The sequence below is a fragment of the Microbacterium galbum genome, from assembly GCF_032464915.1.
GTDB classification, from domain to species: Bacteria; Actinomycetota; Actinomycetes; order Actinomycetales; family Microbacteriaceae; genus Microbacterium; species Microbacterium galbum.
In genome coordinates this window covers 1,331,839-1,350,979 of the sequence record NZ_JAWDIS010000001.1, presented here as the reverse complement: position 1 = coordinate 1,350,979, position 19,141 = coordinate 1,331,839, and the positions used below count along the sequence as shown (strand labels likewise).

Genomic DNA, 19,141 nt, shown 5'->3' with positions numbered 1-19,141 from the left:
GGGAGGAGCCTCAGCCGACCACGACGTCGGTGATCGTGACGGGGGTGGCCGGACGCCCATCGCGGGCGCCGCCCTCCGCGCCGGCTGCCGCGATCCCCTGGACGACCGCGAGACCCTCGGGCGACATCGTGCCGAACACGGTGAAGTTCGGATCCAGCGTCGTGTCCTCGTAGACGAGGAAGAACTGGGAGCCGTTGGTCCCGGGGCCGGCGTTGGCCATCGCGACCGTGCCCGCCGGGTACTTCTCGGCGCCGTCGAGCTCGTCGGCGAATCGGTAGCCGGGACCACCGCGACCGGTGCCGGTGGGGTCGCCGCACTGCAGCACGAAAATGCCCGAGGTCGTGAGGCGGTGGCATTCGGTGTTCGAGAAGTACTGCTGCTGCGCGAGCGAGACGAAGCTCTCGACGGTGCACGGGGTGCGCTCGCCGGCGAGGGTGAGGGGGATGTCTCCCGCCGAGGTCTTCAGCACCGCCTCGACGTCACCGGCGGGTCGGTCGGTGCCCGCGGCGGGCGGGGTCACGTCGACGGCGGGCTGCCCGGAGGCGGGGTAGGCGCACTCGGCGCTGCCGGCGCTCGCCGCGGAGGCGCTCGAAGCGGGAGCGGCCTCGTCCGAGGTGCCGCCGGAGCAGCCGGCGAGCAGGAGCAGGGCGGAGGCGGCCAGGGCCGCGGACATCAGTCGCGTACGCACGCGTCCCAGGGTAGGGCGCTCAGCTCTTGCGCGAGGTCACCAGGTCGAGCGCGGCCTTCTCGAACCAGCTCCCCGCCGAAGGACCCCCGTTGCAGGTGCCGTCGCTCTCGCCCGGGCGCTTGATCCACAGCAGGGCGTCGAGCCCGCCGCTGCCGCTGACGGCGCGGGGCGTGCCGCCGAGACCGACACCGGAGGGGTTGCACCAGTCGCCGGTCCACCCACGGCCGTTGCGCGAGGTGTCGATGACGTACCGCGTCTTGCCGCCGAGGAGGGCGCGCACGCGCTCCGCGTACTTCTGCTCGGATGCCGTCGTGTAGAAGTTCGAGACGTTGGTGGCGAACCCGCGGGCCTCGGCGACGCCGGCGTCGCGCAATCGTGCGGCCGTCGTCTCGGCCGGGATCCATCCGGAGTTGCCCGCGTCGATGTACGAGGCCACCCCCGCCGAGGCGAGCGTACGGACGGCGTCGCGGATGAGGCCGGTGCGATCGCCCTGCCCGGCGCAGTCGCCGAGCATCGCGAGGGCGTCGGGCTCGACGATCGCGACCGCGCGGGTCCCGCGCAGCGTCTGCGCGATGAGGGCGACCCACTCGCGATACGCAGCGGGGTCGAGGCCGCCGCCGGAGTGCAGGCCGCAGTCGCGGGCCGGGATGGCGTAGAGCACGAAGACGGCCGGCTTCTTCTGCTGCGCGGCGGCGCGGGTCTCGGCCTGCAGCACCCGCACGAGGGCCGAGCGGTCGTACCACTCGCCCAGCCAGACCGCCGTGGGCTGACGCGCGATGACGCCGATCTGCTTCGCGACCTCCGTGCGACCGGCCGCGGCGGCCGCCTTCTGCGCTTCGGCGGCCGCCGAGTACGTCGGAAGGGCGGGCCCGGATGCCAACGGGTTGGCGGTCGCCACGCGAGGCGTCGCACGGGGGCTCTCGCCCGCTGCCGGACCGGCGACCGCGAACGGCGCGATCAGGGCCACGAGGGTGCCCGCGAGGAGGGCGATCGTGCGGAACGTGCGACGCGGCGGCATCCGGCGGGCTTTCGTCGAGGGACGGGACGAGTCATTATGCCCGGTTGCGCCGGGAAAGCGCCCCGTTCGGGTCAGATTGCGCGCCGACCCCGCGCACGGCCGATCGCCACGACGCCGAAGGCGAGCCCGACGATCACGACCGTGATGATGACGATGTAGACGACCACGCTGCCCCAGCCGCCGCCCTCGTTCGGGTTGAGGAACGGGTAGGGGTACCAGAAGGGTGCCCCCGTCGTGGGGTTGGTGATGAGGGGCGCGCGCACCAGCGTGTAGACGATCCAGGCGATCGGGAAGATCGCAGCGCCGAGGGCCGCGCCCCATCCGAGACGTCGGCGACCCGCCCCGAGGAGCACGTCGAGGAGCAGGAACAGCGGACCCCACACGTGCAGGATCTCGTTCGACCAGCCGACGGTCTCGGGCTGGAGGGGGAGACCGCGCAGCAGCAGGTTGTAGACGATGCCGGTGACGATCATGTAGGTCGACACCCACGCCAGCGCTGTCGCGAGGGCGGGCGGATCGGCCTCGAGGCTCCGCCGTCGGAGGAACCGTGCGGCGAGCAGAAGCAGCACGATCGCCGCCGACACGTTCGAGAGGATCGTGAAGAAGCTGAAGAAGTTCGCCACGGTGGTGACGACGTCGCGTCCGTTGTCGACGGCCCCCGCGACGGTCGAGACGAACTGCGCCACGACCGCGGTGATGATGGCCGCGGCCGCGACGGCCCGGGCGATGTTCCAGCCGGTGGCCCACCCATTCGTTCTCGTCATGGGCTCAGGCTAGTGAGACGGCGCTCACGACGACAGGCTGCGGGCGTGCCGCACCCTCTCGGTAGGATGGGGTGTACCGCCGGACAACATGCGAGGAGCACTCATGCCCGGAATCGTGATCGTCGGCGTCCAGTGGGGCGACGAGGGCAAGGGCAAGGCCACCGATCTGCTCGGTGAGCGCACCGACTGGGTGGTGAAGTTCAACGGCGGCAACAACGCCGGCCACACCGTCGTCATCGGCGACGAGAAGTACGCGCTGCACCTCCTGCCCAGCGGCATCCTGTCTCCCGGGGTGACCCCGGTGATCGGCAACGGCGTCGTGGTCGACCTCGAGGTGCTCTTCAACGAACTCAAGGCGCTCAACGCGCGCGGTCTCGACACCAGCCGGCTCAAGATCAGCGCCAACGCGCACATCATCACGCAGTACCACCGCACGCTCGACAAGGTCACCGAGCGCTTCCTCGGCAAGCGCATGATCGGCACCACCGGGCGCGGGATCGGCCCGGCTTACGCCGACAAGATCAACCGCGTCGGCATCCGCGTGCAAGACCTCTTCGACGAGAACATCCTGCGCCAGAAGGTCGAGGGCGCGCTCGACCAGAAGAACCACCTGCTGGTGAAGATCTTCAACCGCCGGTCGATCACGGCCGACGAGATCGTCGACGACCTGCTGGACTACGCCGACCGCGTGCGTCCCATGGTCGCCGACACCTCGCTGCTGCTCAACGACGCGCTCGAGGCCGGCGACGTCGTCGTCTTCGAGGGCGGCCAGGCCACCATGCTCGACGTCGACCACGGCACCTACCCGTTCGTGACCTCGTCGTCGGCGACCGCCGGCGGCGCCGCGACCGGCTCGGGGGTCGGTCCGAACCGCCTCGACCGCATCGTCGGCATCGTGAAGGCGTACACGACGCGCGTCGGGTCGGGTCCGTTCCCGACCGAGCTGTTCGACGAGAGCGGTGACTGGCTGCGCTCGCGCGGCTTCGAGTTCGGCACGACGACCGGCCGCCCGCGCCGCGTGGGCTGGTACGACGCGCCCATCACGCGCTACGCCACGCGCATCAACGGCATCACCGACCTCGTGCTGACCAAGCTCGACATCCTCGGGGGGCTCGACCAGATCCCCGTGTGCGTCGCGTACGACGTCGACGGAGAGCGGTTCGACGACCTTCCGGTCAACCAGACCGACTTCCACCACGCGAAGCCGATCCTCGAGTACTACCCCGGCTGGAGCGAGGACATCTCGTCGGCGCGCACGTTCGACGACCTGCCGCAGACCGCCCAGGACTACGTGCTCGCCCTCGAGAAGATGAGCGGCACCCGCATCTCGGTCATCGGCGTGGGTCCCGCCCGCGACCAGGTGATCGTGCGCCACGACCTCATCGACTGATGCGCCTCTGGGTCGGTGCCTACGCCGCGGATGCCGGCTCAGCCGAGGGGATCGGCATCCTGCAGGCCGGAGAGTCCGATGCTCCCGGGGCGAGTGGTCCTCTCGGCATGGTCGGCACGGCCGTCGCCGCGCCGGGATCGCCCTCGTGGATCGCGCCGCACCCCTCGGGCGACCTGCTGTACGCCGCCCTGGAGTCCGACGGCGTCGTGCAGGCCTACCGCCGCGTGTCCGACAAGCGGCTGGCCCCCATCGGCGCGCCGATCGAGGCGGGTGAGGCCGTGTGTCACGTGGCCGTGGCGCCCGACGCGACGTCCCTCGTCGCGAGCTGCTGGGGCGACGGACGCGTGGTGCGCATGGACCTGGATGCCGCCGGCCGCCCCTCCCGGCCGGTGATCGCCGCGGAGGCGGCCGACCCGTACGGCTCGTCACCGGAGGAGGGCACGGTGTCCACCGGCGCGCGGGTGTCGGGCGCCGTCGTCCCCGACCTCGCCGCCGCGGCCCGCGCTCTGCGAGATGCCGCCGGCGACGAGTACGCGCACCTCGTGCCCCCGTACGACGACGTTCCCGAGACCGACGCCGAGTCGGAGGAGGCGGCGGCGGGCGCGCGCGTCTCGCGCGCCCACCAGGCCACGTTCCTCCCCGGCGGCCTGGTCGCGACGACCGATATGGGACTCGACCTCGTGCGCCTGTGGCGCAACGCGCCCTCCGGACTCCGTCTCGTGCAGGAGGTCGTCCTGCCGAAGGGCAGCGGGCCGCGGCACGGCGTGTGGCATCCGTCGGGGCACCTCTACGTCGTCACCGAGCTCAGCCGCGAGGTGTTCGCGCTCGCCGGCGACCGCGAGGGCCGCTGGCACGTACGCTCCGGCGAACCGCTGCTCGGCACCCTCGACACCGACACTGCTGCGGAGCTGAGCATGAGTCGCGACGGGGCGACGCTCTACGCCGGCGTTCGCGGAAGCGACACGGTCGGCGTCCTCACGGTCCGCGGCGCGGGGGAGGCCCTGCAGCTCACCGCGCTCGCCGAGACGGGCACGCACTGGCCGCGGCACCATCTTGTGGTCGACGACACGCTGCTCGTCGCCGGTCAGCTCGCCGACGAGATCGTGTCGCTCCCGCTCGACGCGCGCACGGGCGTGCCCGGCCGGGTGCGGCATCGCACCGTGTCGGCGTCCCCGACGCGTCTACTCGCGATGCGCTGAGCGGCACGGGCACGTCGGCCCGCGGCGGCGAGGAGCCGTCCGCACGCCGCGGCGAAGAAGCCGACGCTACTTCTTTGCATCCTGTCGCGGGATGACGATCTGCTTGATGATCAGCAGCACCGACGCCGTGACGGGGATCGCCACCAGCGCCCCGAGCAGACCGAGGAGCGTGCCGCCGACGAGCGCGCCGATGACCACCAGCGCGCCGGGGACCGAGATCGTGCGGTTCATGACGCGCGGCGTGAGGATGTATGCCTCGATCTGCATGTAGACGAGGTACACGATGGCGAAGATGAGTCCCGCGGTCGGGCTGACGATCAACGTGAACAGCGTCGCGGTGGCCCAGAACAGCACCGACCCGACGAGGGGGATCAGCGTGATGCCGAATGCGAGGGCCGCGAGCAGTGCGGCGAACGGCTGCTGCAGGATCGTCAGCACGATGAACGCGAACACCGCGTTGCACAGCGCGAGCACGACCATGCCGGCGAGGTAGCCGCCGACGGAGTCGGTGATCTGGCCGGTCATGTCGGAGACCGTCTCGCGGCTGCGCGCGGGGGTGAGGCGCACGAGGCTGTTCTTCATCTTCGGCAGGGATGCCAGGAAATACAGGCTCAGCACGAGCACGATGATCGCGCCCGAGATGAACTCGCCGATGCTGATGCCCACCTGCAGCAGCCCCCCGCCGATGGCGGCGATGTTGGCGGGGTTGGTGACGAAGCCCTGCACCTCTTTCAGCACGTCGCCGAGGCTGTCGCCGAAGTTCTGCTCCACCCACCGCACCGCGTCGCTGTCGATGACGTCGTTGACGAACGAGGGGATGTCCCCGACGAATTGCTCGACCTGACGCACGACCGGCGGGATGAGCAGCCATAACGCCCCGGCGAGCACGAGGGCGAGGCCGCCGAAGACGATCACGATGCCCCAGGCCCGCGACAGTCCGCGGCGCACGAGCATGCGCACGAGGGGGTCGAGGGCGAGGGCGACGAAGAGCGCGATCGCGATGTAGATGAGCACCGTCGAGAGCTTGCCGAGCGCGAGCGCCAGCAGGAAGGCGGTGAGCCCGCCGAGGGTGAGGAAGAAGCCCGCCGCGTAGGGGCGGGAGATCGCCGACCACACGGGCTTGTCGCGCGACGTGGCGGCCCCGGCGTCGGCGCCTACGGCGGTCGGGTCGGGGCGCGTCGATCGGCTCATGGTCACACTGTAGGACTCGGCTCCCGCCGACGGCGGCCCACGGCTCGGCGCGGTAGGGTCGGAGCGATGTGGGAGGACTCATGACCGACGCCGATCCCTCGACGATCCTTCAAGGGCTGCGCGGCAGCATCGACAACATCGACGCCGCGCTGATCTTCCTGCTGGCCGAGCGCTTCCGCTGCACCAAGCAGGTCGGGGTGCTCAAGGCGAAGCACGGGATGCCGGCATCCGATCCCACCCGCGAGGAGCAGCAGATCGCGCGGCTGATGCGTCTGGCCGAGGACGCCGACCTCGATCCGGCCTTCGCGGAGAAGTGGTTCAACTTCGTCGTGGCGGAGGTCATCCGCCACCACCGCACGGCCGCGGCCGAGCCGCAGGACGACTGACCTCGGCACATCCCGCCCCCTGGTGCAAGGGCGCTGCGACACGCCCGGGGTGACATGCGCGTGCATGGATCCCTCCCCCGTGCGGGAGGTCGGGTCAGGCGCGCGCGCGTGCCACACGGAACCCGGTTCCGCAAGGCGCGGGGCGATTTGCCAGCCGATCCATCACCGTGAAACGTTGGGTGAGGCCCTTGAGGGGCCGTTCACCCGACCAGTCCGCGGTCGTCGGTGTCTTCTCGGGGGAGGGGATGCCGCGAGCGTACGGTCGGCGGCCAGGACTCCGGACCCGATGTCCGGTGTCGACGTGCTCCACCCCCGGAGAGCGCCGACGGCTGCCACCCGGGCGTGACCTATGCGGCCACCCGAAGGCCGCTGAGGTGCACCAGTGACACATCCGCCTGCTTCGACGGAGCCCGCTCCGTCCGCACCCGCGAGCGAGACACCCGCCCTCGCCGCCAAGAATCTCTTCAAGGTCTTCGGCCGTGCCCCGCAGGCCGCCGTCGACAAACTCCGCGCGGGTTCGACGCGCGACGAGATCGCCGACCACGGAACGGCCGCCGTCATCGACGCGAGCTTCGACGTCCGCCCCGGCGAGATCTTCGTCATCATGGGCCTCTCGGGCTCGGGCAAGTCGACGATCATCCGCATGCTGAACGGCCTGCACGAGGCGACCGCCGGCACCGTCGAGGTGAAGGGCGACGCCCTCACCGGTGTCGGTCCCGCCCGCTTGCGCTCTCTGCGGCGCGATCGCCTCGCGATGGTCTTCCAGCACTTCGCGCTCCTTCCGCACCGCACGGTCGCGGCCAACGTCGCCTACCCCCTGGAACTCCGCGGCGTCGGCAAGGCCGAGCGCCTCGCGAAGGCGAACGAGATCCTCGGCCTCGTCGGCCTCGAGGGCTGGGGCGAGAAGCTCCCCTCGGCGCTGTCGGGCGGGATGCAGCAGCGCGTCGGCATCGCCCGGGCGCTCGCCGCCGACACCGACATCCTGCTGATGGACGAGGCGTTCAGCGCGCTCGACCCGCTCATCCGCCGCGAGATGCAGGAGCAGCTCATCGAGTTGCAGCGGACGCTGAAGAAGACCATCGTCTTCATCACCCACGACCTCAACGAGGCGATGTTCCTGGGCGACCGCATCGCCGTGATGCGCGACGGGCGCATCGTGCAGATCGGCACCCCGGAGGACATCCTCACCGACCCGGCGAACGACTACGTCGAGCAGTTCGTGCAGGATGTCGACCGCGCTCGCGTGCTCACCGCCGGCAACGTGATGGAACGTCCGCGTCCGCGCGTCGACGCCTCGGCCGGTCCCCGGACCGCCCTGCGCCAGATGCGCGACGCCTACATGTCGGCCGTCTACGTCACCGACCGCGACCGCAAGCCGCTCGGCATCATCACCGATCGGGATGCCATGAAGCTCGTGCGGGCCGGGGAGAATTCCCTGCTCAGCCGGCTCAAGCCCCTGCCCCAGGCGGTGCGCGAGGACGACGTGCTCATGAACCTCTTCGTGCCGTCGGTCGAGTCGCCCCTGCCGCTCGCCGTGCTCGATGCCGACGGCCGCCTGACCGGTGTCATCCCGCGCGTGACCCTGTTGGCCGCGCTCGGACCCGGGCCCAGCTCCACCGAGGAGATCACCGTGCTGCCCCAGCCCCTGCCCTCCGCTGAGATCGACGCGGTGCTCGACGCGCCGGTCGTCGCCTCCGAGACCGAGGGGGTGCGCTGATGGACGGGTTCCGCATCCCCGTCGGCTCGTGGGTCGACTCCGCCGTGGACTGGCTGCGCGACAACCTCTCGGGCCTGTTCGACGTCATCGCCGTGACCGTGCGATTCCTCGTCGGCGGGCTCAGCGACGTGCTGCTGTCGGCGCCCATCGTGGTCGTCATCGTGGTCGCTGCGCTCCTGGCCTGGCTGCTGCGCTCGTGGAAGCTCGCGCTCGGCACCGTGGTGGGCTTCGCCCTCATCCTCGCGATGGGGCAGTGGGTCACCGCGATGCAGACCCTCGCGCTCGTGCTCATCGCGACGATCGTCGCCGTCGCGATCTCGGTGCCGCTCGGCATCTGGTCGGCGCGCAACAGCACCGTGCGTGCCGTGCTGAAGCCGATCCTCGACTTCATGCAGACGATGCCCGCCTTCGTCTACCTCATCCCCGCGATCACGTTCTTCAGCATCGGCGTCGTGCCCGGTGTCGTCTCGACCGTCATCTTCGCGCTGCCCCCGGGCGTGCGACTGACCGAGCTCGGCATCCGCGGGGTGGACTCGGAGACGGTCGAGGCGGGTCAGGCGTTCGGTGCCACCCCGTGGCAGATCCTGCGCGGCATCCAGTTGCCGTTGGCGACGCCCACGATCATGGCCGGCGTCAACCAGGTCATCATGCTCGCGCTGTCGATGGCGGTGGTGGCCGGCATCGTCGGCGCCGACGGCCTCGGCAAGGAGGTCGTGCAGTCGATCTCGACCGTCAATCTGCCCAAGGGTGTCGAGGCGGGCCTCAGCGTCGTCATCCTCGCGGTCTACCTCGACCGCCTCACCGCGGCTCTCGGCAATCGCGCCGACAACACCGGCTCGCTGCTCGGAGTGCTCGGGCGTCGTCGTGCCGCCCGCTCCACGGCGGCGGCCACGGCCGGCGCCCCCGCGGCCGGGCCCGTCGACACCTCGGCGGATGCCGCACGCGAGGCCGAGCGCGCGGAAGCGTCTCCGCGCCGCGCGCCGATCTCGACGGGCCGCTGACCCTCCCTCCCCTTCGCGTGAGTCGCCAACATCTGTCGCCTCGGCACGTGCTGAAGCGGCGAATCCTGGCAACTCGCGCGGGGGGCCCACGGAAATCACATACGAAAAGGAAGAGAACACAGCAATGAAGACACGACACCTCACCGCAACCCTCGCCCTCGGCAGCGTGGCGGCGCTCGCGCTCGCCGGCTGCGCGAGCGGCAACCAGGCCGAAGGCGGCTCGGGCGACGGTGGCGACAAGGGCACCATCACGCTCGGCTTCCTCCCCTCGTGGACCGACGGCCTGAGCACGGCGTACCTGCTCGAGGACCAGCTCGGCAAGCTCGGCTACACCGTCGAGATGCAGACGCTCACCGAGGCGGGACCGCTCTACGCCGGCCTCGCCCAGGGCGACGTCGACATCTACCCCTCGGCCTGGCCCGAGCTCACGCACGCCGACTACATGAAGACGTACGGCGACTCGATCGAAGACCTGGGCGCCTACTACGACGACGCCAAGCTCACGATCGCGGTGCCGAGCTACGTCGACATCGACTCGATCGACCAGCTCCAGGCGAACGCCGCGCGTTTCGACGGCAAGATCTACGGCATCGAGCCCGGCGCGGGTCTGACCAAGCAGACGCAGGAAGTCGCCATGCCCGGGTACGGCCTCGACGGCCTCGAGCTCGTGACCTCGTCGACCGCGGCGATGCTCACCGAGCTCGACAACGCCATCGCCGCGCAGAAGGACATCGCCGTCACGCTGTGGCGCCCCTTCTGGGCGAACGACGCCTACGACGTGAAGGACCTCGAAGACCCCCAGGGCCTGATGGGCGACCCCGAGGCGCTGCACTTCCTCGGCACCAGCGGCTTCGCCTCGACCTACCCGGATGCCGCTGAGCTCATCGCCGGCATCCAGCTCGACGACGCGCAGTACGGCTCGCTGGAAGACCTCGTCGTCAACGAGTACGGCGAGGGCAAGGAAGCCGACGCGATCGACGCGTGGCTCGAGCAGAACCCCGACGCGTTCTCGACGCAGCGCGACTGACCCCGCGCGCAGTGACGGCCCCCTTCGCTCTCGGGTGAAGGGGGCCGTCCGGCGTTCCGGGCCGTGGCGCCGTCAGGCGATGGCGCGGGCCGCGGTGAAGCGCGTGATGAAGCCGGGGTGGCCGGCGGGCATCGCGAGCACCGAGTCGGGGGCGCGTCCCGCCAGCTGCGGGAAACCGGCATCCGCCACGAGCTCGTCGTCGATCGCCTCGAGCTCGGCGGTGACGAGGGGCCACGGCTCGTGGCTGTTCGCGGCCCAGATCGTGCGGCCCAGGTGGCGCTCGTGGAAGCCCCAGCGCGCGGTCAGGAAGCGCGAGAGGTCGTCGTCGACCGTCTCCGTGCCCAGCCGGGCCCGGATCCGCGTGCCCGGCTGCCGGCCCCCGTGGCGTCGCGAGCGGTACTCGATGCGCTCGCCCTCGGTGCGCACGCCGGCGCGCGCCCAGCGGTAAGGCAGGCCGAAGAGGGCCCGAGCCGCGAGGACCGGCGCGAGATGCTCCGCCTCGAGCGTGCGGAAGACCACGCCGCGACGCCCGGCGTCGTCGACGGCGTAGGTGCGGACGTTGATCTCGGTGAAGGTGCCCACGAAGGGCACCGGGGGCAGGGGCAGGAAGCGGAACTCGCTCAGCACGAACGGCACGAGCCCCACCCAGGCCGACCCGTCGTGCATGTCGGGACGGGTTCCGGGCGGCAGGAGCGGCGCGACCTCCCCCGGGTCGATCCGCCAGTGCACGAAGACCGCGCGGTTCCACCGCTGGGCGATGACGGCGCGACCGGGGAGGTCGGGGGCGTGGCGCTCGGTGATCACCGGGTCATTCTGGCCCCGACTCCCCGCAGCGGAGGGAGACTGGACAGATGACCCCGTCGTCTGGTGCGGATCCTCGGCTCGTGGCATCCATTCGCGAACTCCTCGCGGCGAGGGATGCCGGCAAGACGATCTGTCCGTCTGAGGCCGCCCGCGCGGTCGGCGGCGAGAAGTGGCGCGACCTCATGCAGCCGGCGCGCGACGCCGCGCGAGAGTTGGTCGACCTGGGCGAGGTCGAGGTCACGCAGAAGGGCGAGGTCGTCGATGTGACCACCGCGCGGGGTCCCGTGCGCATTCGTCGCACAGGCTGACGAGAAGGCGCCGCGGAATCCGCGGGGTTCGGCGCGGGCCGCGCGATGCGGCGGAGCGCGCCTCAGACCGCGGGCTCGGGAGGGGTCGTCGAGGGACGCGGCTGCGTGGAGCCGCGGGGGAGCTCGAGCGCGACCTTCTTTTCGAGCCCGTCGACCGCCTCGTCGCTCAGCCAGATGAGGCCGTCGAGCTCCTCGCGCACGCGCTTGTACGCGAGCTGACGCTCGTTCGACGTCGCCGCCTGATCGGTCGCGACGGTGAGCAGCTGCTTGGCCGTGTCGAGGCGCTTGCGTTCGTCGGCGGTGAACGCCGCATCCTTGACGCGGCGCGCCTCGCGCTCGGCGACGTCGAACGCGACCTCGTAGTCGGTGACGGCCTCGCGGTATTCGCGCAGGCGCTCGGGCGAGAGCGTCTCGTCGGCGGCCGGTCGCAGATTGTCGGCGACCTTCTTCGCGCGCAGGAACGCCGCCGTCAGCGGCTGTCGGCCATCGCTCATCGCGGGGTAGGAGATGAGTTTGGTGGCATCGAGCTCGTATTCGAGCCAGCGATGGGTGACTGCGTCGTGCGCGGACGTGAGACGGGCGCGGGCGTCGTCGGTCGCCGGGGCGAGCGCGGCAGGAGGCTCGCCCCCCGCGGCCAGACCCTTCGCCCGCAGCAGCTCCAGCTGCTCTTTGTGGCGGCGGCGGGCGGTGACCTCGCGGTGCTTCACCCTCGCGTTGACCGCCCCCATCGTCATTCCGAAGAGGGGGAAGACGAGCCACCAGTAGTGGCCGGCGAAGTTCCAGAAGTCCTGCACCTGCGCCATGCTACGCCGCCCGGCTTCGCCGTCATCAGGATGCCGGAGGTCGCGGCCGATCGCGTGCGGGAGGCGGCCAGACCGGACCGTTCTGCGGCCGGGGGCCCGCGGCATCCGGGGTCCGCTTCTGAGCGCGTCGGGCGCCGCGCTCCTCCCAGCTGCGGGCGGCGGCGCGGCCCATCGACTCCATGGACCGGGCGAGGGCGCGCTGGGCGGTCTCGGCCAGATCGGATGCCACGCGGCTCCACGCATCGGGGCCCTCGACGCCGGGCTGGTCCGCACCCTGGCGGGCTGCGCGCTCGGCGCGGTCGAACGCGTGCGCGGTGCGGCGCACGGCATCGCGGTAGGCGAGGTAGTCGGCGGGCTCCAGGCGCGTCTGCACCGACGCGGGCCGCAGCCACTGCGCCCTCTCGTGCGCGCGCAGGAAGTCCGCGAGGAGCGGGGAGCGCGAGTCGCTCATCTGCGGGTAGTCGATCGCGAGACCGGGGTCCGTCTCGTAGGCCATCCAGCGCGCCAGGATCGCGTCGTGCTCCGAGAGCAGGCGCGCCACCGGCAGAGGGGCACTGCCCGCGCGGATCGCGGGGAGCATCGCTTTCGCGGCCCTCACCCCGGCGCGGCGGGCGCGCACCTCGGCCAGCGCGGCGCGCAGGTCGCGTTGCGCGTCGGTGAGGCGTCCGCGTGCGGCGGAGACGACGTCGGACGGGACACGGGATGCCGCCCGCTCGGCCTGAGCGCGCACCACCTCGGCGTCGGCGACCTTGACGTCGGCGCGTCCGCGGGTGACGGCGTGCCGCGCGGTCTGCAGATCGAGCAGAGCCGCGTCGAGTTCGAGGCGCCGCGCCGCCGCCTTGCCCAGGGGGCGTGACGCCCACGCGCGAGCGGCGCGATCGCCGGTGGTGGTCGCTCCGGCCGGCAGCGCGCGGTGTCGGGATCGACGCACGCCGATCCAGCCGACGGTGCCCGCACCGGCCGCCGCGGGGCCGATCCACCACCACTCGGCCAGAAAGACCAACAGCGGTTCCACACGCCCATGCTATGCCGGGCTCCCGACAGCGGGCTGGGCGGTGGGCCGGAATGCGCACGGGGTGAGCCGCGGGATGTGAGATCGTAGGCCGGTGACTCGGCGAACGCGCGCGGCCCTCTTCGCAGGGTCAGCCCGGAGGCGCGTCTCCCTCACACCCGGCCGGGCCATCGCCCTCGCGTTCGGGGGAGTCCTCGCCATCGGCACGGCGCTGCTCTCGCTGCCCACCGCGACTCAGGGGCGGCCGGCCACCTTCATGGAGGCACTCTTCACCGCGACGAGTGCCGTGTGCGTGACGGGGCACATCATCGTCGACACCCCGACCTTCTGGTCGCCGTTCGGCCAGGTCGTGATCATGGTGCTCATACAGATCGGCGGATTCGGCGTCATGTCGCTCGCGACGCTGCTCGGTCTGCTCGTCGCGCGACGACTCGGGCTGCGCACCCGCCTCACGGCCGTGAGCGAGACGCACACCGTCGCGGTCGGCGATGTTCGCCGCGTGCTCCTCGGGGTGGCCCTGATCGCCCTGATCACCGAGGCCGTGGTGGCGCTGGTGCTCACCGGACGCTTCTGGCTCGGCTACGGCGAGTCCTTCGGGCACTCCCTCTGGCTGGGCGTGTTCCACGCGGTGTCGTCGTTCAACAACGCGGGCTTCGCGCTCTTCAGCGACAGTCTCATGTCGTTCGCGACCGACCCGCTGATCTGCCTGCCGATCTGCGCGGCCATCATCCTCGGCGGCCTTGGTTTCCCGGTCATCATGGAGCTCTGGCGTCAGTACCGCTTCCCCCGGCGATGGACGCTCAACACCGTCACCGTGCTCGTCGGAAGCGCCGTGCTGCTGGTCGCGGGGGCGGTCGTCCTCACGGCGTTGGAATGGTCGAATCCGGCGACCCTGGGGGCGATGGATCCTGCCGGCCGTCTGCTCGCCGGGTTCACGATGTCGGTGATGCCGCGCACCGCCGGCTTCAACTCGATCGACGTGTCGCAGATGTTCCCCGAGAGCTGGTTCGTCACCGACATCCTCATGTTCATCGGCGGCGGCCCCGCCGGTACGGCCGGGGGTGTGAAGATCACGACGTTCGCGGTGCTGCTGTTCATCGTGCTGGCTGAACTGCGTGGCGACACCGCGGTCAACATGTTCGGCAAACGTCTTCCCCGATCGACTCACCGCGAGGCGCTCACGGTCGCACTGCTCTCGGTCGCTCTCGTGGTCGGATCGACCCTGGCGATCATGGTGCTGAGCCCGTTCGGCTTCGACCGGGTCTTCTTCGAGGTCATCTCGGCGTTCGCCACCGTCGGCCTCTCGACCGGCATCACGGCGGATCTGCCGACGCTGGCCCAGCTGATCCTCATCGTGCTGATGTTCATCGGACGACTCGGTCCCGTCCTGCTCGGCGCCGCCCTGGCGCTGACGCGGGAGAAGCGCATGTACGAACTCCCGAAGGAGCGTCCGATCATTGGATAGCAACACGTTCTTCAGCCGGCGCCGGATGCGCGGGAACGCGGCGACGTCGATCGCGGTGATCGGTCTCGGGCGCTTCGGTGGGGCGCTCGCCACCGAACTCGCGCGCAGCGGCAGCGAGGTGCTCGGCGTCGACACCGACGAAGACATCGTCCAGTCGCTCAACGGCGTGCTCACGCACGTCGTGCGGGCCGACTCGACGAAGCAGGCGGCCCTGGAGCAGCTCGGGATCGCCGAGTTCGACCGCGTCGTCGTCGGGATCGGATCGGACATCCAAGCGAGCATCCTGACGACCTCGCTGTTGAAGCGCATGGGCACCCGCTCGATCTGGGCGAAGGCGATCAACGAGCAGCACGGGCTCATCCTCGAGCAGCTCGGAATCGAGCACGTCGTCTACCCCGAGGCCGACATGGGCCGCCGCGTCGCGCACCTCGTGCGGGGGTCGATGCTCGATTACGTCGAATTCGACCGCGACCTCGTCGTCGCGAAGACCGTGGCCCCGCGCGAGCTCGTCGGTCAGACCCTCGAGCAGGCGGCCGTGCGCCGGCGCCACGGTGTGACGATCGTCAAGATCCGGCAGGCCGACGGGCAGTGGCACGCTGCGGGCGCGGCATCCATCGTCGGAGAGGGCGATCTGCTGATCGTGATCGGTCCGGTAGACAAGACGGAGCGATTCGCCTCCCTGGCGTGACCCGCGTCAGGCCGGAGGAGCGCTCGCGATGTGCGCCTGCATCGGCAGGAAGTTCTGCAGCGGGGCTGTGTAGCCCTGCGCGGGCATGTCGAACACGACGCCTACGACGCCCTGCTGCGCGAACCCGGCGAGCCACTCGACCGCCCCGGGGAGCGGAACGCTCAGCACGCGTGAGGCGGCCTCTTCGTCGAGTCCGTTCGCGAGGGCTCCGTCGTGCGCGCGCTGTCGCGTGGTGAAGGCGAAGACCATCGGCCCGTTCGCGAGCTGACCGATGAACGGCGACGGGGCGTCGTCGGGTCCGCGCGCGATGAACGACCAGTGCGGCAGCGCGTAGACGGCGCGCCAGAGGGCATCCATCGCTGCGAAGCTGGTGGGCTGGGCACGCGCCGCATCGGAGAGGGCGTCGAGCGTGGCGACGGTCTCAGGAGTCGGGTCGATCAGGGACATGCGGAACGGCCTCGCGTCGTCAGCCCAGAATGAGCGAGATCACCGTCGCGCCCCCGCCGGTGAGGATGAGCGCACCGATCACGATCCAGGCGGTGATCTTCACGCGCTTCTGACGCTTGTCACTGAAGACGGTCATGTCGTCGTCGTCGGTCATCGCGCATCTCCTCTCGGCTGGGGTCCGTTCCGTGTGTCGGCGGCGTCGAGCGGGCGGCCGATGCCGCGCGGGTGCGAATCCCGCGCGGCGATCGGCTCACGCCACCGGCTCCGCGACGGTGGGTCCGAAGACCGCGGGAAGGGTCTCGGTCGACAGGCGACGCAGTTCCGCGAGGGGGACGGTGAACACGTCCTGGATCTCGAGGGATGCCTCGGTGCCCGGCTCGATGTCGGTGACGCCGATGCGCAGCACCGGATAGCCGCGACCGTCGCACAGCCCACGGAACTTCACGTCCTCCTCGCGCGGCACGCTCACCAGCACGCGACCGGTCGACTCGCTGAACAGGGCGGCGGTGGCATCCAGTCCGTCGCGCTCCATGAGCTCGGTGAGCCAGACGCGCGCGCCGACGCCGAAGCGCATGACGCCCTCGGCGAGGGCCTGTGCGAGGCCGCCCGACGACAGGTCGTGAGCGCTCGAGACGAGCGACTGCGAACCCGCGGCCTGCAGCAGTTCGGCGAGCTTGCGCTCCTGCGCGAGGTCGACCTTCGGCGGGCGACCGCCGAGGTGGTCGTGGATGGTGCCGGCCCACTGCGAACCGTCGAGCTCGTCGGCGGTGACACCGAGCAGGTAGAGGTTCTCGCCGGCATCCTGCCATCCGCTCGGGATGCGGGCTGCGACGTCGTCGATGATGCCGAGCACGCCGACCACCGGGGTCGGGTGGATCGGCTGGTCGCCGGTCTGGTTGTAGAACGACACGTTGCCGCCCGTGACCGGGATGCCGAGCTCGAGGCAGCCGTCGCTCAGACCCTCGACGGCCTGGCTGAACTGCCACATGACCTCGGGGTTCTCGGGGCTGCCGAAGTTGAGGCAGTCGGTGACCGCGGTGGGCACGGCACCGGTGACGGCGACGTTGCGGTACGCCTCGGCGAGGGCGAGCTTCGCGCCGTTGTAGGGGTCGAGCTGGTTGTAGCGGCCGTTGCAGTCGGTCGCGATGGCGAAGCCGAGGCCGGTCTCCTCGTCGACGCGGATCATGCCGGCGTCGTCGGGGAAGCTCAGCGCGGTGTTGCCCAGCACGTAGTAGTCGTACTGGTTCGTGATCCACGACGTGTCGGCGAGGTTGGGGCTCGCCACCAGCGTGGTGAACTGCTCGCGGAGGGCGTCGGCATCCGTCGCCCGGGGGAGGGATGCGGCGGAGTCGGCCTGCAGCGCGTCGATCCACGTCGGGTAGGCGACGGGACGCTCGTAGACGGGGCCGTCGACCGCGACGGTCGAGGGGTCGACGTCGACGATGCGCTCGCCGTACCAGTCGATGACGAGGCGTCCGTCGCCGGTGACCTCGCCGAGCACGCTCGTCTCGACGTCCCATTTGCCGACGACGGCGAGGAACGCGTCGAGCTTCTCGGGCGCGACGATCGCCATCATGCGCTCCTGCGACTCCGACATGAGGATCTCTTCGGGCGTGAGCGACGGGTCGCGCAGCAGCACCTTCGACAGCTCGACCTTCATGCCGCTGTCGCCGTTGGCGGCCAGCTCGCTCGTGGCGCACGAGATGCCCGCGGCCCCGAGGTCCTGGATGGCCTCGACCAGATCGTCTTTGTAGAGCTCGAGGCAGCACTCGATGAGCACCTTCTCGGCGAACGGGTCGCCGACCTGGACCGCGGGGCGCTTCGTGGGTCCGCCGTCGGCGAAGGTGTCGGATGCCAGGATGCTCGCGCCGCCGATGCCGTCGCCGCCCGTGCGCGCGCCGAACAGCACGACCTTGTTGCCCACGCCCGTGGCGTTGGCGAGCTTGATGTCTTCGTGGCGCATGACGCCGACCGCGAGGGCGTTGACGAGCGGGTTGCCCTGGTAGACGGCGTCGAAGACCGTCTCGCCGCCGATGTTGGGCAGGCCCAGGCAGTTGCCGTAGAACGAGATGCCGCTGGTGACGCCGTGCACGACGCGGGGGGTGTCGGGGTGGTCGATCGCGCCGAAGCGCAGCTGGTCCATGACCGCGACGGGACGGGCGCCCATCGAGATGATGTCGCGGACGATGCCGCCGACGCCGGTCGCGGCGCCCTGGAAGGGCTCGATGTAGCTCGGGTGGTTGTGCGACTCGACCTTGAAGGTGACCGCCCAGCCTTCGCCGACATCGACGACGCCGGCGTTCTGGCCCATGCCCACCATGAGGCGGGTCTTCATCTCGTCGCTGACCTTCTGGCCGAACTGACGGAGGTAGATCTTGCTCGACTTGTAGGAGCAGTGCTCGCTCCACATGACCGAGTACATCGCCAGCTCGCCGCTGGTGGGGCGGCGGCCCAGGATTTCGCGGATCTTCGCGTACTCATCGCTCTTCAGGCCCAGAGCGCCGTAGGGCTGGTCCTTCTCGGGCGTGGCGATCGCGTTCTCGACCGTATCGGCGAGGGCGGTACGGGCGGCGGGGTTCGGGGTGGTCACGCGGCTGAGCTCCAAGAATCGCAGGGGCCGGACGGGAGCCAGTCTAGTTGGGCGGGCCGACATGCCCGGGCGGTCATCTCACCTCCCCGGGTGGGGAGGCTGCGGGGAGGAGGGGTCGAGGACGGCATCCGTTCCGCCGCCCTCGCCGCGCGACGGTTCGCACACCCGCCGTCCGCACCGAGCGGCGCGAACCGAGGTTGTGCAGAGGAGGGCGGAACCGACAGGCTGGCCGCACCCGAGCGAAAGGCGCACGCCCATGGCCATCCTGAACTTCCACCTCGTCGTCTCGGGCGACCTCGCCGCCGCCCAGCAGGCCACGCGGACCGCGCTCGAGGCGGCCGGCTTCACCGTGACCGAGGGGCGCGACCACTGGAAGGCGACCCACGGCAGCGTCGCCACGACCATGTTCCTCGGTCTGCGCGCGAACGACGCCGACGTGCGCGAGGTGCTCGACGTGCGCTTCACCGACCTGGACGGCACCGTCCGCGTCGACCTGCACCGCCCGATCTTCCAGCCGGCCGGCGGCAGCGACGACGGTCTGGAGCAGCGGAAGCTGCACACGGCGTATCAGGACGTCGTCTCCCGCGTGCAAGCCGACCTGCAGCGGCAGGGCGTGCTCGTCAGCGCCGACGTCTGACGCGGC

20 protein-coding genes are annotated in these 19,141 nt (G+C 70.9%); 10 read left to right on the top strand and 10 right to left on the bottom strand.

Annotated features, from left to right (window positions below; translation table 11 throughout):
- Nucleotides 1–10 precede the first annotated feature (10 nt).
- From RWH45_RS06365 to RWH45_RS06355, 3 genes are all read right to left on the bottom strand, one after another.
- Nucleotides 11–688, bottom strand: coding sequence for a peptidylprolyl isomerase (locus RWH45_RS06365; protein WP_315994039.1), 678 nt, complete (start codon nt 686–688; stop codon nt 11–13).
- A 19-nt stretch (nt 689–707) separates the two neighbouring features.
- Complete coding sequence (locus RWH45_RS06360) at nt 708–1,706, bottom strand: glycoside hydrolase family 6 protein (RefSeq protein ID WP_315994038.1); 999 nt, start codon at nt 1,704–1,706, stop codon at nt 708–710.
- Nucleotides 1,707–1,777: 71 nt separating this feature from the next.
- Complete coding sequence (locus tag RWH45_RS06355; RefSeq protein WP_315994037.1) at nt 1,778–2,470, bottom strand: Pr6Pr family membrane protein; 693 nt, start codon at nt 2,468–2,470, stop codon at nt 1,778–1,780.
- Between the two features lie 103 nt (nt 2,471–2,573).
- Between RWH45_RS06355 and RWH45_RS06350 the strand changes: the two genes are divergently transcribed.
- Nucleotides 2,574–3,860 (top strand): adenylosuccinate synthase, encoded by a 1,287-nt coding sequence (locus tag RWH45_RS06350; protein ID WP_315994036.1) that lies wholly within the window; start codon nt 2,574–2,576, stop codon nt 3,858–3,860.
- Nucleotides 3,860–5,059: a lactonase family protein gene (locus RWH45_RS06345; RefSeq protein WP_315994035.1), complete on the top strand. Its 1,200-nt coding sequence runs from the start codon at nt 3,860–3,862 to the stop codon at nt 5,057–5,059. Before RWH45_RS06350 ends, RWH45_RS06345 begins: the two co-directional genes overlap by 1 nt.
- Nucleotides 5,060–5,125: 66 nt before the next feature.
- Here the strand turns inward: RWH45_RS06345 and RWH45_RS06340 are convergent, their stop codons facing one another.
- A complete protein-coding gene (locus tag RWH45_RS06340) occupies nt 5,126–6,250 on the bottom strand; it encodes an AI-2E family transporter (RefSeq protein WP_315994034.1) in 1,125 nt (374 codons plus the stop codon).
- Nucleotides 6,251–6,330: 80 nt separating this feature from the next.
- On the opposite strand from RWH45_RS06340, the gene RWH45_RS06335 reads away from it, so the two are divergent.
- The 4 genes from RWH45_RS06335 (at nt 6,331) to RWH45_RS06320 (ending at nt 10,381) form a co-directional block, all read left to right on the top strand.
- Nucleotides 6,331–6,636 carry a chorismate mutase gene (locus RWH45_RS06335; protein WP_315994033.1) on the top strand — a complete coding sequence of 102 codons (306 nt, stop codon included), beginning with the start codon at nt 6,331–6,333 and terminating at the stop codon, nt 6,634–6,636.
- A gap of 382 nt (nt 6,637–7,018) precedes the next feature.
- Nucleotides 7,019–8,353: a quaternary amine ABC transporter ATP-binding protein gene (locus RWH45_RS06330; protein WP_315994032.1), complete on the top strand. Its 1,335-nt coding sequence runs from the start codon at nt 7,019–7,021 to the stop codon at nt 8,351–8,353.
- Nucleotides 8,353–9,354 carry an ABC transporter permease gene (locus RWH45_RS06325; protein WP_315994031.1) on the top strand — a complete coding sequence of 334 codons (1,002 nt, stop codon included), beginning with the start codon at nt 8,353–8,355 and terminating at the stop codon, nt 9,352–9,354. Before RWH45_RS06330 ends, RWH45_RS06325 begins: the two co-directional genes overlap by 1 nt.
- A 124-nt stretch (nt 9,355–9,478) precedes the next feature.
- Nucleotides 9,479–10,381 carry a glycine betaine ABC transporter substrate-binding protein gene (locus tag RWH45_RS06320; protein ID WP_315994030.1) on the top strand — a complete coding sequence of 301 codons (903 nt, stop codon included), beginning with the start codon at nt 9,479–9,481 and terminating at the stop codon, nt 10,379–10,381.
- A gap of 72 nt (nt 10,382–10,453) precedes the next feature.
- On the opposite strand, the gene RWH45_RS06315 is transcribed toward RWH45_RS06320, so the two are convergent.
- The gene (locus RWH45_RS06315; protein ID WP_315994029.1) at nt 10,454–11,185 is read right to left on the bottom strand and encodes a YqjF family protein; all 732 of its coding nucleotides are present in this window, start codon (nt 11,183–11,185) and stop codon (nt 10,454–10,456) included.
- 47 nt (nt 11,186–11,232) lie between these two features.
- On the opposite strand from RWH45_RS06315, the gene RWH45_RS06310 reads away from it, so the two are divergent.
- Entirely contained in the window at nt 11,233–11,493 is a 261-nt protein-coding gene (locus RWH45_RS06310; protein WP_315994028.1) for a DUF3253 domain-containing protein, read from the top strand.
- A gap of 62 nt (nt 11,494–11,555) precedes the next feature.
- Here the strand turns inward: RWH45_RS06310 and RWH45_RS06305 are convergent, their stop codons facing one another.
- Together RWH45_RS06305 and RWH45_RS06300 are read right to left on the bottom strand one after the other, a co-directional pair.
- Nucleotides 11,556–12,296, bottom strand: coding sequence for a hypothetical protein (locus RWH45_RS06305; protein WP_315994027.1), 741 nt, complete (start codon nt 12,294–12,296; stop codon nt 11,556–11,558).
- 25 nt (nt 12,297–12,321) lie between these two features.
- A complete protein-coding gene (locus tag RWH45_RS06300; protein ID WP_315994026.1) occupies nt 12,322–13,311 on the bottom strand; it encodes a hypothetical protein in 990 nt (329 codons plus the stop codon).
- Nucleotides 13,312–13,402: 91 nt separating this feature from the next.
- Between RWH45_RS06300 and RWH45_RS06295 the strand changes: the two genes are divergently transcribed.
- Nucleotides 13,403–14,773 (top strand): TrkH family potassium uptake protein, encoded by a 1,371-nt coding sequence (locus RWH45_RS06295; RefSeq protein ID WP_315994025.1) that lies wholly within the window; start codon nt 13,403–13,405, stop codon nt 14,771–14,773.
- Nucleotides 14,766–15,461, top strand: a complete 696-nt coding sequence (locus RWH45_RS06290; RefSeq protein WP_315994024.1) for a potassium channel family protein — start codon at nt 14,766–14,768, stop codon at nt 15,459–15,461. The genes RWH45_RS06295 and RWH45_RS06290 overlap by 8 nt, the downstream gene beginning before the upstream one ends.
- 6 nt (nt 15,462–15,467) lie before the next feature.
- Here the strand turns inward: RWH45_RS06290 and RWH45_RS06285 are convergent, their stop codons facing one another.
- From RWH45_RS06285 to purL, 3 genes are all read right to left on the bottom strand, one after another.
- On the bottom strand, nt 15,468–15,908 hold the full coding sequence (locus tag RWH45_RS06285) for a hypothetical protein (protein WP_315994023.1): 441 nt from the start codon (nt 15,906–15,908) through the stop codon (nt 15,468–15,470).
- Between the two features lie 19 nt (nt 15,909–15,927).
- A complete protein-coding gene (locus RWH45_RS06280) occupies nt 15,928–16,062 on the bottom strand; it encodes a hypothetical protein (protein ID WP_315994022.1) in 135 nt (44 codons plus the stop codon).
- 96 nt (nt 16,063–16,158) lie between these two features.
- Nucleotides 16,159–18,561 (bottom strand): phosphoribosylformylglycinamidine synthase subunit PurL, encoded by a 2,403-nt coding sequence (purL, locus tag RWH45_RS06275; RefSeq protein ID WP_437127324.1) that lies wholly within the window; start codon nt 18,559–18,561, stop codon nt 16,159–16,161.
- A gap of 193 nt (nt 18,562–18,754) precedes the next feature.
- On the opposite strand from purL, the gene RWH45_RS06270 reads away from it, so the two are divergent.
- Nucleotides 18,755–19,135 carry a hypothetical protein gene (locus RWH45_RS06270; RefSeq protein ID WP_315994020.1) on the top strand — a complete coding sequence of 127 codons (381 nt, stop codon included), beginning with the start codon at nt 18,755–18,757 and terminating at the stop codon, nt 19,133–19,135.
- The last annotated feature ends 6 nt before the right edge of the window (nt 19,136–19,141 follow it).

Bases quoted from the DNA above. Each gene is read 5' to 3' on its own strand.
- RWH45_RS06305 (WP_315994027.1), bottom strand. From the start codon at position 12,296: ATGGCGCAGGTGCAGGACTTCTGGAACTTCGCCGGCCACTACTGGTGG.
- RWH45_RS06285 (WP_315994023.1), bottom strand. From the start codon at position 15,908: ATGTCCCTGATCGACCCGACTCCTGAGACCGTCGCCACGCTCGACGCC.
- RWH45_RS06340 (WP_315994034.1), bottom strand. From the start codon at position 6,250: ATGAGCCGATCGACGCGCCCCGACCCGACCGCCGTAGGCGCCGACGCC.
- RWH45_RS06350 (WP_315994036.1), top strand. From the start codon at position 2,574: ATGCCCGGAATCGTGATCGTCGGCGTCCAGTGGGGCGACGAGGGCAAG.
- RWH45_RS06345 (WP_315994035.1), top strand. From the start codon at position 3,860: ATGCGCCTCTGGGTCGGTGCCTACGCCGCGGATGCCGGCTCAGCCGAG.
- RWH45_RS06355 (WP_315994037.1), bottom strand. From the start codon at position 2,470: ATGACGAGAACGAATGGGTGGGCCACCGGCTGGAACATCGCCCGGGCC.
- RWH45_RS06280 (WP_315994022.1), bottom strand. From the start codon at position 16,062: ATGACCGACGACGACGACATGACCGTCTTCAGTGACAAGCGTCAGAAG.
- RWH45_RS06360 (WP_315994038.1), bottom strand. From the start codon at position 1,706: ATGCCGCCGCGTCGCACGTTCCGCACGATCGCCCTCCTCGCGGGCACC.
- RWH45_RS06325 (WP_315994031.1), top strand. From the start codon at position 8,353: ATGGACGGGTTCCGCATCCCCGTCGGCTCGTGGGTCGACTCCGCCGTG.
- RWH45_RS06335 (WP_315994033.1), top strand. From the start codon at position 6,331: ATGACCGACGCCGATCCCTCGACGATCCTTCAAGGGCTGCGCGGCAGC.
- RWH45_RS06270 (WP_315994020.1), top strand. From the start codon at position 18,755: ATGGCCATCCTGAACTTCCACCTCGTCGTCTCGGGCGACCTCGCCGCC.
- RWH45_RS06310 (WP_315994028.1), top strand. From the start codon at position 11,233: ATGACCCCGTCGTCTGGTGCGGATCCTCGGCTCGTGGCATCCATTCGC.
- purL (WP_437127324.1), bottom strand. From the start codon at position 18,561: ATGTCGGCCCGCCCAACTAGACTGGCTCCCGTCCGGCCCCTGCGATTC.
- RWH45_RS06320 (WP_315994030.1), top strand. From the start codon at position 9,479: ATGAAGACACGACACCTCACCGCAACCCTCGCCCTCGGCAGCGTGGCG.